11 protein-coding genes are annotated in these 14440 nt (G+C 62.5%); 6 read left to right on the top strand and 5 right to left on the bottom strand.

Annotated features, from left to right (window positions below; translation table 11 throughout):
• Positions 1–30 precede the first annotated feature (30 nt).
• The gene (gene folD / locus D5400_RS05955; protein ID WP_126008600.1) at positions 31–933 is read left to right on the top strand and encodes a bifunctional methylenetetrahydrofolate dehydrogenase/methenyltetrahydrofolate cyclohydrolase FolD; all 903 of its coding nucleotides are present in this window, start codon (positions 31–33) and stop codon (positions 931–933) included.
• 15 nt (positions 934–948) lie between these two features.
• Here folD and D5400_RS05960 read toward each other — a convergent pair whose 3' ends face one another.
• Positions 949–2007 carry a substrate-binding domain-containing protein gene (locus D5400_RS05960; protein ID WP_126008602.1) on the bottom strand — a complete coding sequence of 353 codons (1059 nt, stop codon included), beginning with the start codon at positions 2005–2007 and terminating at the stop codon, positions 949–951.
• Between the two features lie 344 nt (positions 2008–2351).
• On the opposite strand from D5400_RS05960, the gene D5400_RS05965 reads away from it, so the two are divergent.
• The 5 genes from D5400_RS05965 (at position 2352) to D5400_RS05985 (ending at position 8846) form a co-directional block, all read left to right on the top strand.
• Positions 2352–3704 (top strand): ABC transporter substrate-binding protein, encoded by a 1353-nt coding sequence (locus tag D5400_RS05965; RefSeq protein ID WP_126008604.1) that lies wholly within the window; start codon positions 2352–2354, stop codon positions 3702–3704.
• Positions 3705–3841: 137 nt separating this feature from the next.
• Positions 3842–4852: a carbohydrate ABC transporter permease gene (locus tag D5400_RS05970; RefSeq protein WP_126008606.1), complete on the top strand. Its 1011-nt coding sequence runs from the start codon at positions 3842–3844 to the stop codon at positions 4850–4852.
• A 1-nt stretch (position 4853) separates the two neighbouring features.
• A complete protein-coding gene (locus tag D5400_RS05975) occupies positions 4854–6005 on the top strand; it encodes a carbohydrate ABC transporter permease (protein ID WP_126008608.1) in 1152 nt (383 codons plus the stop codon).
• A gap of 22 nt (positions 6006–6027) precedes the next feature.
• On the top strand, positions 6028–7695 hold the full coding sequence (gene bglA / locus D5400_RS05980; protein WP_126008610.1) for a beta-galactosidase BglA: 1668 nt from the start codon (positions 6028–6030) through the stop codon (positions 7693–7695).
• Between the two features lie 62 nt (positions 7696–7757).
• A complete protein-coding gene (locus tag D5400_RS05985; RefSeq protein ID WP_126008612.1) occupies positions 7758–8846 on the top strand; it encodes an ABC transporter ATP-binding protein in 1089 nt (362 codons plus the stop codon).
• 89 nt (positions 8847–8935) lie between these two features.
• Here the strand turns inward: D5400_RS05985 and edd are convergent, their stop codons facing one another.
• The 4 genes from edd to D5400_RS06005 all read right to left on the bottom strand — a co-directional run bounded on the left by edd (position 8936) and on the right by D5400_RS06005 (position 14367).
• Complete coding sequence (gene edd / locus D5400_RS05990; protein WP_126008614.1) at positions 8936–10753, bottom strand: phosphogluconate dehydratase; 1818 nt, start codon at positions 10751–10753, stop codon at positions 8936–8938.
• Positions 10754–10813: 60 nt separating this feature from the next.
• Complete coding sequence (gene pgl, locus D5400_RS05995) at positions 10814–11512, bottom strand: 6-phosphogluconolactonase (protein WP_126012828.1); 699 nt, start codon at positions 11510–11512, stop codon at positions 10814–10816.
• A 10-nt stretch (positions 11513–11522) separates the two neighbouring features.
• Positions 11523–12995 carry a glucose-6-phosphate dehydrogenase gene (gene zwf / locus D5400_RS06000; RefSeq protein ID WP_126008616.1) on the bottom strand — a complete coding sequence of 491 codons (1473 nt, stop codon included), beginning with the start codon at positions 12993–12995 and terminating at the stop codon, positions 11523–11525.
• Positions 12996–13083: 88 nt separating this feature from the next.
• On the bottom strand, positions 13084–14367 hold the full coding sequence (locus D5400_RS06005) for an NAD(P)/FAD-dependent oxidoreductase (RefSeq protein WP_164527997.1): 1284 nt from the start codon (positions 14365–14367) through the stop codon (positions 13084–13086).
• Between the last annotated feature and the right edge of the window lie 73 nt (positions 14368–14440).

Here is a 14440-nt window from a genome sequence, read left to right on the forward strand (position 1 = left end):
GCCTGCCTGACGCACAATGCGGAGAGCAGGATGACGGCGCAAATCCTCGACGGCAAAGAGATCGCCAAGGGCGTGATCGCCCGGGTGAAATCGCAAACCGAGGCGCTCGTGCACGCGACCGGCGTGACGCCCGGGCTTGCGGTCATCATCGTCGGAGACGATCCGGCAAGCCACGTCTACGTATCCTCCAAGAGCCGCATGGCAAAAGAGTGCGGCTTCCGTTCGAGCCAGTACACGCTGGAGGCGACGACCAGCCAGGAAGAGCTTGCGGCTCTCGTTGCAAAGCTCAACGCGGACACTTCGGTCCACGGCATTCTCGTCCAGCTCCCCCTGCCGGCAGGGCTCGATGCCGATGCGATCATCCAGGCGATCGATCCCGCCAAGGACGTCGACGGCTTGGGCGTCGCCAATGCCGGCAAGCTGATGACAGGCGATCTCAAGACAGGCCTGATCTCCTGCACGCCGGCGGGCGCGATGGTGTTCGTGCGTCAAGTGCACGGCAATGACCTCTCAGGCCTCGATGCCGTGGTGATCGGCCGGTCCAACCTGTTCGGCAAGCCGATGGCCGCGCTTCTTCTTGCCGCCAATGCGACGGTGACGACGGCTCATTCGCGCACCAAGGATCTCGCCGACCATTGCAGGCGTGCGGATATTCTGGTCGCTGCGGTAGGCCGCCCGCAAATGGTGCAGGGCGACTGGATCAAGCCGGGCGCGACCGTGATCGATGTCGGCATCAATCGCATCGATGCGCCGGAGCGCGGCGAGGGGAAGACGCGCCTCGTCGGCGACGTGGATTTCCAGGCGGCCGAGCAGGTAGCAGGCACCATCACGCCTGTGCCAGGTGGTGTCGGACCGATGACGATCGCCATGCTGATGGCCAATACCGTGATCTCGGCCCATCGTGCCGCGGGCCGCGAACCGCCCGTCTTCTGACAGCGCTTATGAAACTCAGCCGGCCCGTTGCTGGCGGCTGATGTCCAGTTCCGTCGGGGCAGGGCCGGTGGAGGCGCGCATGATCAGTTCCACCGGCCACACTTCCTGCTGCTGATCGAGTGTCGAGCGAGCCACGGCATCGATGAGCCGTTCTCCGATGCGCGCACCGGCAGCCCGGATCGACGACCGCGTCGTCGTCAGCGGCGTCGTGAAGTTCTCGGGCTTCAGGTAGGGGAACACGTCGTCATGCGCGATCAGCGAGATGTCGCGGCCGACCTTCAGGCCGCGCTGGTTGATGGCTCGCACGGCGCCTAGCGCAAGCAGCATGCTCGAGCACAGAACGGCAGTCGGAGGCTCCTCGGTCTCCAGGCAGCGGACCATGCCGCGATACCCATTCTCCTCGGTCATCGCGAATTCCTGGCAGTGCGCCGGGTTCAAGCTGAGATCACGGCTTTTCAGCGCTTCTTCGAGGCCTGCGCGCCTGGCGATCGCGAAGGTCAGATAGTCCGGGCCGTTCAGAAGCGCGATCCGGCGATGCCCCAGTTGCAACAGAAGATCGGCAGCGTCGCGGAAGGCACCGTGATTATCAATGTCGAGCAGCGGATAGTCGTGCGGCCCGTCGCTTGCCGCGCGCCCGTGGACGACGAAGGGCAACTTCAAGGATTTCAGAAGATCGATGCGAGTATCGTTTCGGCGCGTATAGGCGAGGAAGATGGCATCGACGCTGCCGCTCGCAGCAAGCTTGCGGAATGTGGCTTCCTCATCTTCCGGCCGGCTCGGGTGAACGACGAGGAGGATGTCTTCCGACACGCAGACTTCGCCGAGGCCCGACAGGAATTCGGAGAAATGCAGGTCGGTGTCACGCCCCGGACTGGAGGGCATAATGACGCCGATCGAGCCCGCCTTGCCTGTTGCGAGACGCTGAGCCGCGCGGTTCGGACGATAGCCGGTCGCCTGCACGGCTTGCAGAACGCGTTGACGCGTGCGCTCATTGACTTCAGGATAGCCGTTCAGGGCACGACTGACCGTCGTTTGAGAGAGGCTCAGATGCTTGGCCAGCTCTTTGAGGTTCACGGCCGTCACTCCCCAGGTTCGGCATGCTGCATTGCACCAAAGCGCTTTGACAAACGCCCTCCTGTCAGTGGCGAAGAAGCGTTTACAGATCGCTGCAATGGGTCAGATTTCAGCGTGATGATACCCGCTTATTCATCATATGCTACCGCGAACAGAGCGATAGCCGCGTAATTCAGGAGTTTATTGATTGGGAGCCTTGACTTGCCGCGCATCATCCAATCTTGTCGCTGCGACCAAAGCGCTTTGGATTTTGTGCCGCTCGTTGCAGTGGCCATTTGCTCGACGTTATGCTCTCTGAGCAGAAGCATGCGTTCAGACGATTGAATTGACTGGGAGGGAACCCGATGAAGAACTGGCTGATGATGAGCGTTGCCGCCGTGGCCTTGACCGCGGGCACGGCGAGCGCTCAGGAATTGATTTTCGCACCTGGTGAAGACGATCGTTTCAACTGGGAAAGCTTCGAGGCATTCTCTGAAGCGCACGATCTCGAAGGCGAGAGCCTGACGATCTTCGGACCATGGCGCGGGGAGGACCAGGCGCTGTTCGAAAGCGTCGCCGCCTATTTCGAGGAAGCGACCGGCGTCACCGTCAATTACTCGTCCTCCGAGAATTACGAGCAGCAGATCGTCATCGACACCGAGGCCGGCAGCCCGCCGGATGTCGCGATCCTGCCGCAGCCAGGCCTGATTGCCGATCTCGCGTCGAAAGGGCAATTGACGCCGCTTGGGGACGAAGCACGCGACTGGATCAACGAAAACTACGCCGCCGGTGAAAGCTGGGTCGATCTCGGCACCTACGAGGGCCCGGACGGCGAGGCATTCTACGCGTTTCCCTACAAGATCGATCTGAAGTCCATCGTCTGGTACATCCCCGACAATTTCGCCGATGCCGGATATGAGGTTCCCGAAACCTACGAAGATCTGAAGGCGCTGACGGAGCAGATCGCCGCCGATGGGTATACCCCCTGGTGCATCGGGCTCGGTTCAGGCGGTGCGACGGGCTGGCCCGCCACCGACTGGGTGGAAGACCTGATGCTGCGCACCCAGGCGCCTGAAGTCTACGACCAGTGGGTCACCAACGAGATCCCCTTCAACGACCCGGCGGTCATCGGCGCGATCGAGGAATTCGGCTTCTTCGCCAAGAACAACGATTTCGTGCAGGGCGGAAGCCAGGCCGTCGGCTCGACTGATTTCCGCGAAAGCCCGAACGGCATGTTCGCATCGCCGCCGGAATGCTTCATGCACCGCCAGGCATCGTTCATCTCGTCTTTCTTCCCGGAAGGCACCGAGCTTGGTCTCGATGCGGACTTCTTCTACCTGCCGGCATCGGCCGAGAACGATCTCGGCCGCCCGGTGCTCGGCGCCGGCACGCTCGCGATGCTGACACGGGATACGGAGGCTGGCCGCGCCTTCATCGAGTTCCTGCAGACGCCGATCGCACATGAGGTCTGGATGGCACAGTCGGGCTTCCTAACGCCCTACACGGGCGCCAATCTCGAAGCCTATGCCAATGATGCGCTCCGTCGTCAGGGCGAAATCCTGACGGAAGCAACGACATTCCGCTTCGATGCCTCCGACCTGATGCCGGGTGCGATCGGTGCGGGCGCTTTCTGGACGGCGATGATCGACTATGTCGGCGGCGCTTCCGCCGAGGACGTCACGACCGCAGTCCAAAATTCCTGGGACTCCATCAAGTAGCACCGTTCAAGCTGCCGGCTTCCTTTCGAGGGAGCCGGCTGGCTCGGCGCGCGGCATGATGCACACGCGCGGGGCATAGCATACCCTGACCAAAGCCATGGCAGCCGAAGGGGGCGGCCAAAGGGGAGGCTGATCGCATGGAACAGCTTGCAGATGCACTCGTCACCGTCGTCATCGGCGTCTTGGGATGCGCAGCCTATTTCTTCGGCTCCAACTTCCTGCTCGATGCGGCCTTTCCGTCGCGGGGGCGCGATCCCCTGACCGCCGCGCGCAACATGCGACGCGCCAATGCCATCCGCCCGTGGCTCTTTCTCGGGCCGGCGCTTCTCGTGCTCGGCATCTATCTCGTCTACCCGGTGTTTGAATCCCTGCGGCTTTCGCTGCACGACCGGTCCGGCCGCAACTTCGTCGGCCTCTCCAACTACGTCTGGATGGTCAACAATCCGGGCTTCCGGGAGTCCATGTTCAACAACATGCTCTGGCTGCTCTTCGTGCCGGCCTTGTCGACCTTCCTCGGGCTCGTCATCGCTGCGCTCACGGACCGCATCTGGTGGGGCAACATCGCCAAGTCGCTGATCTTCATGCCGATGGCGATCTCCTTCGTCGGCGCATCGGTGATCTGGAAATTCATCTACGACTACCGTGCCGCAGGCTCTGAGCAGATCGGCATCCTCAACGCCATCGTCGTTTATTTCGGCGGTGAGCCCCAGGCATGGATCACGATCCCCTTCTGGAACAACTTCTTTCTCATGATCATCCTTGTCTGGATCCAGACGGGTTTTGCGATGGTCATCCTTTCGGCGGCACTGCGCGGCATTCCCGACGAGACGATCGAGGCGGCGGTCATCGATGGGGCCAACGGCTTTCAGATATTCTTCAAGATCATGATCCCGCAGATCTGGGGCACGATTGCCGTCGTATGGACGACGATCACGATCCTGGTTCTCAAGGTCTTCGACATCGTGCTGGCGATGACGAACGGGCAATGGAACACGCAGGTTCTGGCCAATCTCATGTTCGACTGGATGTTCCGCGGTGGCGGCGATTTCGGGCGCGGCGCGGCGATCGCCATGGTGATCATGGTGCTGGTCATCCCGATCATGGTTTGGAACATCCGCCGTGCCAGCGCCGAAATGGAGGGCCGCTGATATGGGAGGCGCCGGTTCCGCAAAGTCACCGCTCACATGGGCGGTCCATCTCTCGGTGCTGCTGCTCGTCGTCCTCTGGACGCTGCCGACCGCAGGCCTCTTCATCTCCTCCTTCCGTGACAAGGACCAACTGGCGATCTCCGGCTGGTGGACGGCACTCGCCGGCTCCACCCAGAACCTGCAGGCCCGCACCGGAACCTCCGACGACCAGGTCGAGCGCGACGGTGTGTTCATCCTCGAAGGCAATGTCTTTGGCGAGGGGAGCGGCACCGTGTCGGCGTTCGGCACGTCGGGCCTCAACCCGACGGAATACGAGCCTGGCGCCGAAGCGGAGCTTCGCGAAGGCGGGGTGCTGACTGTCGCCGAGGATGGTGCCTATGCGATCACCTCTCCGAGCGAACTCGACCTGCCGCGCGGCGCACGGATATTCTTTACGACCACCATCCCGCCACGCTTCACGCTCGACAATTACCGCGAAGTGCTGGCGTCTGAAGGGATCGGTCGGTCCTTCATCAACTCGCTGACGGTGACCATTCCGGCGACGATCATTCCAATCCTGATTGCCGCCTTCGCAGCCTACGCGCTCGCCTGGATGAAATTTCCCGGTCGGGCACTCCTGATCGCCGTCATCGTTGGGCTGCTGGTCGTGCCGCTGCAGATGTCGCTGATCCCGCTCTTGCGCATGTATAACGGCATCGGCGCCTTCTTTGGCGTGCCGGCGAAAACCTATCTCGGGATCTGGCTTGCCCATACGGGCTTCGGGCTGCCGCTCGCGGTCTATCTCCTGCGCAACTACATTGCCGGGCTGCCGCGCGAGATCATGGAATCGGCGCGTGTCGACGGAGCGAGCGACTTCGAGATCTTCATGAAGATCGTGCTGCCGCTCTCGTTTCCGGCGCTTGCCTCCTTTGCAATCTTCCAGTTTCTCTGGACCTGGAACGACCTGCTCGTCGCCATGGTCTTCCTCGGCGCGCAGGACAGCGAACTGGTGCTCACCGGACGCCTGGTCAACCTTCTCGGATCACGCGGCGGCAACTGGGAAATCCTGACGGCTTCAGCCTTCATCACCATCCTGGTGCCGCTCGCCGTGTTCTTCACCCTCCAACGCTACCTCGTCCGCGGCCTTCTCGCGGGCTCCGTGAAAGGCGGATGATCCTCCCACTATGACAATTGCCATGAACGATTTGACCGAAAATGCGACATTGCTCACCGACAAGGCTGCCGATCACGACTGGTGGCGCGGCGCGGTGATCTACCAGATCTATCCACGCTCGTTCCAGGACACGAGCGGCGACGGCATCGGCGACCTTGCCGGTATCGCGCAGCGTATCCCCTACATCGCGTCACTCGGTGTGGATGCGATCTGGATTTCGCCATTCTTCACCTCGCCGATGAAGGATTTCGGCTACGACGTGTCGGATTATCTGAGCGTCGATCCGATGTTCGGCACTGTGCATGATTTCGACGATGTCATTGCCGCCGCACATGCCCACGGGCTGAAGGTGATGATCGACCTCGTAATTTCCCACACGGCCGACATCCATCCGTGGTTCGTCGAAAGCCGGTCCAGCAAGGACAATGCAAAAGCCGATTGGTATGTCTGGGCCGATGCCAAGGACGATGGCAGCCCGCCTAACAACTGGCTGTCGATCTTTGGTGGCACGGCCTGGGAGTGGGATTCCACGCGTTGCCAGTACTACCTGCACAACTTCCTGACGTCGCAGCCCGACCTCAACTTTCACAATGAAGAGGTGCAGGCGGCCGTGCTCGACGTGGCGCGGTTCTGGCTCGACCGCGGCGTGGACGGCTTCCGGCTCGATACGATCAATTTCTACTTCCACGACCGGCAGCTGCGCGACAATCCGAGCCTGCCGGTGGAGCGCCGCAACGCGAAGACGGCGCCCGCGGTGAACCCCTACAATTTTCAGGAGCATCTCTACTCCAAGAGCCAGCCGGAGAATGTCGAGTTCCTGCGCCGGCTGCGCGCACTGATGAACGAATATCCGGCGATCGCGGCCGTCGGCGAGATCGGCGACAGCCAGCGCGGGCTGGAGCTGATGGCCGAATATACCGGCGGCGGCGACAAGATGCAGATGTGTTACGCTTTCGACTTCCTGGCGCCGGAAGTGCCGACGGCCGAGAGCGTCGAAGAGGTGTTTACGACGCTGCGTCAGGCGTCGGAGGATGCGTGGCCGTGCTGGGCGATGTCGAACCATGACGTGGTTCGGCCGGCTAGCCGCTGGGGCGACCATGTGCGCGATCGGACGGCCTATATGAAGCTGCTGGCCGGGCTCATGGCATCGCTGCGCGGCTCACTCTGCATCTATCAGGGCGAGGAACTGGGTCTAACCGAGGCGGACATCGCTTACGATCAGCTCCAAGATCCGTATGGCATTCGCTTCTGGCCGAAGTTCAAGGGTCGTGACGGCTGCCGCACGCCGATGGTCTGGGATGGCGACGGGGTGAATGCCGGGTTCTCCAACGGCCGCCCGTGGCTTCCGATCCCGGGCGACCATCTCGGTCTCGCGGTCGACAAGCAGGACCACGTCCAAGGCTCGATGTTGAACCACTACCGAAAGATCCTGGCGTTCCGGAAGGCGCATGAGGCGCTGCGCGTCGGCACCATGTCGATCCTGAAAGCCGAAGACGGGATCCTGATCATCGAGCGCAAGGCGGGTGACGAGACGATCCTGTGCGTCTTCAACCTGTCAGATGAGCGTCGCGATGTGGCGCTCGACAGGCCCGGCATCCAGGCGATCAGCGATCATGATTTTTCTGGTCTTTACCGCGACGGCACCGTCCATCTCGGTGCTTTCGACGCGTTTTTCGGCAAGACGGACTGAAGTTCGGGAGGAACGTCGAGTGCGGACGGCCGCAGGGCCGTTCGTGCGGACAGGGGAGCGAAATGACTGCACTGCAGCTCAAGAACATCAAGAAATCCTATGGCAATGTGGATGTGATCCACGGGGTCGATCTGGACATCCAGGAAGGCGAATTCGTCGTCTTCGTCGGCCCATCCGGCTGCGGGAAGTCGACGCTTCTCAGGATGATCGCGGGTCTGGAGGAAATTTCCGGCGGCTCGCTTTCGATCGGCGGGCAGGTGGTCAACGACATCCCGCCGTCAAAGCGCGGCATTGCGATGGTGTTCCAGTCCTACGCGCTCTATCCGCACATGACGGTCTACGACAACATGGCGTTCGGCATGCGGATCGCGAAGGAAACCAAGGAAGAGATCGATCGGCGCGTGCGTGCCGCAGCCGACATCCTCCAGCTGACCCAGTATCTCGACCGTTTGCCTAAAGCGCTCTCCGGCGGTCAGCGCCAGCGCGTTGCCATCGGGCGGGCCATCTGCCGCGATCCAAAGGTGTTTCTGTTCGACGAGCCGCTGTCGAACCTTGATGCCGCATTGCGCGTGGCGACCCGCATCGAGATCGCCAAGCTGCATGAATCAATGCCGGACACGACGATGATCTACGTCACGCACGATCAGGTCGAAGCGATGACGCTTGCCGATCGGATCGTCGTGCTGTCGGCCGGCCGCATCGAGCAGGTCGGGTCGCCGATGGAGCTTTACCATCACCCGGCAAATCTCTTCGTTGCGCAGTTCATCGGATCGCCGGCGATGAACATCCTTCCTGCGCGGGTCGAAAAGGCGGGGGTGCAGACGCAGGTCGCCTTGGCCGGCGGGCGCCAGGCAGTGGTCGACATCGCGACCGACCCGTCACAGGAAGGCAAGGCCGCCAGCTTCGGCGTGCGTCCCGAGGATCTGACCGTTGCGACCGGCGAGGACTACCTTTTCGAAGGGAAGGTCGCGCTTTCGGAAGCGCTCGGCGAAGTGACGCTCTATTACATCGAGGGACTGGTCGAGGGCGAGCCGATCGTCGTGAAGGTGCCCGGAAACCAGCCGGTCAAGCGCGGGGAAACGATGCGCTTCACCGCCAAGCGCGATTGCCTGCATCTTTTCGACGAGACGGGGAAAACCTACCGTCGGTAGCCATCTGACGCAGTACGAAAACGGAAAAAGGCCGCCCTATTTGATGAAAGGGCGGCCTTTTTGTCGATATGGATAACTCGGACCAAGTGTCAGTAGAGAACGCTCGCGCCTTCACTCGCGGGACCGGCAACGGCGCGGAAGGCGGCGAACAGTTCGCGCCCCATGCCGAAGCCGTTTTCGGTCAGATCGACGGTAACCGTTTCACGCGTCTCCCATTCGCCGGCCTCGACCAGCACCGACAATTCGCCGGCGACGGCATCGACGCGCACGATATCGCCTTCGCGGATGCGGGCGATCGGGCCACCGTCGGCGGCCTCAGGCGTGACGTGGATCGCGGCGGGAACCTTGCCCGATGCACCCGACATGCGCCCATCGGTGACGAGCGCCACGCGGTAGCCGCGGTCCTGCAGCACGCCGAGCGAGGGCGTCAGCTTGTGCAGTTCCGGCATGCCGTTCGCCTTCGGCCCCTGGAAGCGGATCACGGCGACGAAGTCCTGGTTCAACTCGCCGGCCTTGAAGGCGTCGATCAGCGACTGCTGGTCGTGGAAGATCTTCGCCGGCGCCTCGATCACATGGCGATCCGGCTTTACGGCCGAGATCTTGATGACAGCGTTGCCGATATTGCCGCTGAGCATCTTGAGGCCGCCGGTCGGCTGGAAGGGCGCGTCGACCGTCGCCAGGATCTTCGGCTCTGCGCTTTCTTTCAGTGCGGGGCGCCGTTCGATCGCGCCGGCTGCGTCCATGCCGATCTCGATGGCATAGGGCTGAAGTCCCTGGCCGTAGACCGTGCGCACATCGTTGTGCAGCAGGCCTTTGGAGAGCAACTGGCCGATGAGATAACCCATGCCGCCCGCTGCATGGAAATGGTTCACGTCGGCAAGGCCGTTCGGATAGACGCGCGCAAGCAGCGGGACCACGTCCGACAGTTCGGAAATGTCTTCCCAGGTGAGCCGGATCCCGGCCGATCGGGCCATGGCGACGAGGTGCAGCGTGTGGTTGGTCGAACCGCCGGTCGCGTGGAGACCGATGACGCCGTTGACGATCGAGCGTTCGTCGATCATCTCGCCGGCGGGTGTGAATTCATTGCCAAGCGCCGTGATCGCCAGCGCGCGGCGGGTCGCTTCCTTGGTCAATGCATCGCGCAACGGCGTGTTCGGATTGACGAAGGATGCGCCCGGCAGATGGAAGCCCATGATCTCCATCAGCATCTGGTTGGAATTGGCAGTGCCGTAGAAGGTGCAGGTCCCAGGCCCGTGGTAGGATTTGGATTCCGCCTCCAGCAATTCCTCGCGGCCGACCTTGCCCTCAGCGTAAAGCTGGCGGATGCGGGCCTTTTCGTCATTTGGGAGGCCAGTCGTCATCGGGCCGGCCGGCACGAAGACAGCCGGCAGATGGCCGAATGTCATCGCCGCGATCATGAGGCCCGGCACGATCTTGTCGCAGACGCCTAGATAAAGCGCTGCGTCGAACATGTTGTGCGACAGACCGATGCCTGCCGACATCGCGATCACGTCGCGCGAGAAGAGCGAGAGCTCCATGCCCGGCTGGCCCTGCGTGACACCATCGCACATGGCCGGCACGCCGCCTGCGACCTGGGCAACCCCGCCGGCTTCGCGCGCTGCCTCGCGGATCATGTCCGGAAAGCGCTCATAAGGCTGGTGGGCCGAAAGCATGTCGTTATAGGCGGTGATGATGCCGAGGTTTGGCAGGCGATCGCCCGCCAGCGCTTCCTTGTCGCTCGGGCCGCAGGCGGCAAAGCCATGGGCGAGGTTGCCGCAGGCTAGAGCAGAGCGATGCGGCCCTTGACCGGCCGCACGGCGGACGCGGTCGATATAGGCCTCGCGCGTCGGCTTAGAGCGCTCCACGAGGCGCCGGGTGATGGTTTCGATGCGTGTATCCGCAGCCATGGTTCGCTATCCCGTTGTCAGTTCGGTTCGGCTTTCTCAAGCCGCGGCGAAGATCGGGCGTCAGGGCGCCCAGTAGAGGTGGATCGGCGCCGGCGCATTGGCGAATACGGCGCGGATCGGCATGTGGTTTGCGTCTTCTCCAGCCAGCGCCTGGTCGAGCACCTGGCGCTTCTCGCCGCCTTCGATGTGCAGCACCACAAGAGGCGCTTCGACGATGCGCGGCAGCGTCAGCGTCAATCGCGGTTCGCCGGCACCCGGCGCTTCCATCGACAGAACCGATGTCGGCATGCCGGGGTCGATCGCTTCCGCCAGCCGGTCGCCGTCGGGAAAGAAAGACGCGGTGTGGCCATCTGTTCCAAGCCCCAAGATGGCAACGTCGATCGGCCGGGGCAAGGCGTCGATCACGCCCGACGCGCGGTCGGCGGCGAGATGAACGTCTGGCGCATCGTTGAACAGCGGCACGAAACGCGCGCGTGCGGCGCGATCGACCAGCAGGTTTTCCACCACGAGCTTCTGGTTGGATCGCTCGTGCGTTTCGGGCACGAAGCGCTCGTCGATCAGCGTAACGGTGACCTGGTCCCAGGCGAGTTCCTTGCCGGACAAAGCCTTGAAGAAGGCCTTTGGCGTAGAGCCGCCCGACACCGCGAGCGTCGCGCGGCCCCGAGTGCCGATCGCAGTGTCTAAGGCTTCCGCGACTGCGTCGGCGAGTGCTTCGGCCAGTTCCGAGCGATCGGCAAATTCGTGGAATTCCGGCGACACTCCCATCGGCTCAATGCTCATGCCAGGTGCGGCCGTCGCGTTCGATGAGTGCAATCGCCTGACTGGGGCCAGACGTGCCCGCCGTATAGCCCTGAACCTGCTGGCCGGTTTCTTCCCAGGCCTTCAGGATCGGATCGACCCAGCGCCACGCCGCCTCGACCTCGTCGCGGCGCATGAACAGCGTCTGGTTGTTGCGGATGACGTCGAGGAGCAGCCGCTCGTAGGCGTCGGGGTTCCGCACATCGAAATTCTCGGCAAAGGTCATGTCCAGCGGCACGTGACGCAGGCGCATGCCGCCCGGGCCCGGATCCTTGATCATGATCCACTGCTTGACCGCTTCATCCGGCTGCAGGCGAATAACCAGCTGATTGGCGATGACGCGGCCGGCGCTCTCGTCGAAGATGGAATGCGGGATCGGTTTGAAGGCGATGACGATTTCGGACGCCCGCTCGGCCATGCGTTTGCCGGTGCGCAGATAGAACGGCACGCCGGCCCAGCGCCAGTTGCCGATTTCGGCCTTGATGGCGACGAAGGTTTCGGTGTTCGAGGTGCCGCTCTCCAGCTCGTCGAGATAGCCCTTGACCGGCCCGCCTGCCGATGCACCCGCGCGATACTGGCCGCGAACGGTCATCTGCTGAACATTGCGGCTGGTGATCGGGCGCAGTGCGCGCAGCACTTTCAGCTTTTCATCGCGCACGGCCTCTGCGTCCATGGACGACGGCGGCTCCATGGCGACGAGGCAGAGCAACTGCATGATATGGTTCTGCACCATGTCGCGCAGCGCGCCGGCGGTATCGTAATAGCCGGCCCGGCCTTCCAGCCCGACGCTTTCGGCAACCGTAATCTGCACGTGGTCGATATGCGCGGAATTCCACAGCGGCTCGTAAAGCGCGTTGGCAAAGCGCAGCGCCATCAGGTTCTGCACCGTCTCCTTGCCGAGATAGTGATCGATGCGGAAGACCTGCTCTTCGCGGAAGACGCTGCCGATCGTGTCGTTCAGCTGCCGCGCCGAGGCGAGGTCGCGCCCGATGGGCTTTTCCACGACGATGCGTGTCTTGTCGGTGATCAGCCCGTGGTCGCGGATGTGCTGGGAGATATCGCCGAAGAGAGAAGGCGACACGGCGAGATAGAAGGCGCGGATGCGATCTTCACCCTCACTCAACAGTTCCTTGAGATCATCCCATCCCTTGTCGGATTTGGCATCGACCGCGACGTAGAAGAGGCGCGCGAGGAACTTCTCGACCTCGGCTTCGTCGAGGCCGCCATTGCCGACATGTTCGACCAACGCGGCGCGCGCGAATTCGCGAAATTCGTCATGGGAAAGCTCGGATCGAGAAGCTCCGATGATGCGGGTCGGCTCGGTCAGCTGGCCCGCTTCCTGGCGGTGGTACAGCGCCGGAAGGAGCTTGCGCTCGGAAAGGTCGCCCGTACCGCCGAACACGACATAGTCGAAAGGATCGACCGGAATGATCTGGCTGCTCATCGCATCAAGTCCCTGCAATCGGTGTCGTCGAGGCTTTTAATCTAATCGATTTAAAAAGGCCATAGCATGGCGACGATTTTGGCTGGCCTCAGATGCGATCACGCAGCGAAAACCATGTCATCGCCAGAAAAAGAAGCGGTTGACGCAAGCGCGTTCCGCCGGGGAAAGCTGGGATCTTGAGGCGCTCGAATTGGGCAAGCCGGCTGCGGTCGCCGAGCACCGCATCGGCATAAAGCTTGCCGCAATAGTTCGACAGTTTCACCCCATGGCCCGAATAGCCGCCGATCGTGATGACATGCGGCATCACTTCGCGCACGAAGGGCTGGCGCGGCATGGTGATCGCGACCGACCCGCCCCAAGCATGTGTGATGTCGATATCGCCGAGCTCCGGGTAGATTTCGGCGATCTGCTTGCGGATGTGCGACTTGATGTCGGTGGGGCTTTCCGACGTATAAGCCTCGCGCCCGCCGAAGAGCAGCCGTCCATCGAGGCTTTTGCGGAAGTAGCGCACCACGAAGCGACTGTCGTCCACCGCTTCGCCACCCGGAATGATTGTCGGCGCGTCGATCGGCACGGTCGCGCCGATGAAGGAGCGGATCGGCATCACATGCGCAGCCGTCACCGGCTCGAGATCGCCGATATGAGCGTTGCAGGCGAGAAGCGCGTGGTTTGCGGTGATCGTGCCGCGGTCGGTTGTGACGGTGACGCGACCGTTGGCGCTGGCGATGCCCGTCGCGCCCGTATTCTCGTAGAGTTGCGCGCCTGCGGTATCGGTCGCGCGTGCCAGCCCTGCGACGAGCTTCATCGGGTGGATGTGGCCGGTGCCCATGTCGCGCATGCCGCCGAAGAAGCGCGTCGACCCGAGGCGCTCCGCGGTCTCGGCGGCATCCATGAAGGTCGCCTGGGTGTAACCGTAGCGCTCGGTTAGAATGTCGACATAGGAACGGAAGTCATCGATATAGCGCTTCTTGTGCGCCACCGAGAGCTGGCCTTGCCGAAACTCCATGTCGATGCCGAGGCGCTCGGCGAAGTCGATCAGATAGCGCTTGCCGTCCTCGGCGAGATCGAACAGCGCTTTGGATGTCTCAAGCCCGTATTGTGCTTCAAGCGCGGTGACGTCTTCACGCTGTCCGGTGCCGATCTGGCCGCCATTGCGCCCGGAGGCGCCGTCGCCAAAACGTGCGGCGTCGATCAGCACCACATCGACGCCGGCGATCGCCAGATTATAGGCCGCCTGCAAGCCGGTAAAACCGCCACCGACAATGACGACATCGGCCTGTCGCGAGCTATCGAGAGGTTCAAAGCTTGGCCGCTCGGCAAGCGCATCCTCGTACCAGGAGATGCCGGGCGAGATGGGGCTTTGGTAGGCGATGGGATGCTCCGTCATCATGTGGTGGCTTCGCGCCGTCTGATCAGCGCAATTTCGCTTATGCTCGAATCGCTCA

Origin of the sequence: Georhizobium profundi (assembly GCF_003952725.1) — a bacterium.
Classification (GTDB): Bacteria; Pseudomonadota; Alphaproteobacteria; order Rhizobiales; family Rhizobiaceae; genus Georhizobium; species Georhizobium profundi.

What these genes read in the sequence shown, in the direction of transcription:
- D5400_RS05970 (WP_126008606.1), top strand. Translation starts at nt 3,842, where the DNA reads ATGGAACAGCTTGCAGATGCACTCGTCACCGTCGTCATCGGCGTCTTG.
- D5400_RS05975 (WP_126008608.1), top strand. Translation starts at nt 4,854, where the DNA reads ATGGGAGGCGCCGGTTCCGCAAAGTCACCGCTCACATGGGCGGTCCAT.
- bglA (WP_126008610.1), top strand. Translation starts at nt 6,028, where the DNA reads ATGAACGATTTGACCGAAAATGCGACATTGCTCACCGACAAGGCTGCC.
- folD (WP_126008600.1), top strand. Translation starts at nt 31, where the DNA reads ATGACGGCGCAAATCCTCGACGGCAAAGAGATCGCCAAGGGCGTGATC.
- D5400_RS05965 (WP_126008604.1), top strand. Translation starts at nt 2,352, where the DNA reads ATGAAGAACTGGCTGATGATGAGCGTTGCCGCCGTGGCCTTGACCGCG.
- edd (WP_126008614.1), bottom strand. Translation starts at nt 10,753, where the DNA reads ATGGCTGCGGATACACGCATCGAAACCATCACCCGGCGCCTCGTGGAG.
- D5400_RS05985 (WP_126008612.1), top strand. Translation starts at nt 7,758, where the DNA reads ATGACTGCACTGCAGCTCAAGAACATCAAGAAATCCTATGGCAATGTG.
- zwf (WP_126008616.1), bottom strand. Translation starts at nt 12,995, where the DNA reads ATGAGCAGCCAGATCATTCCGGTCGATCCTTTCGACTATGTCGTGTTC.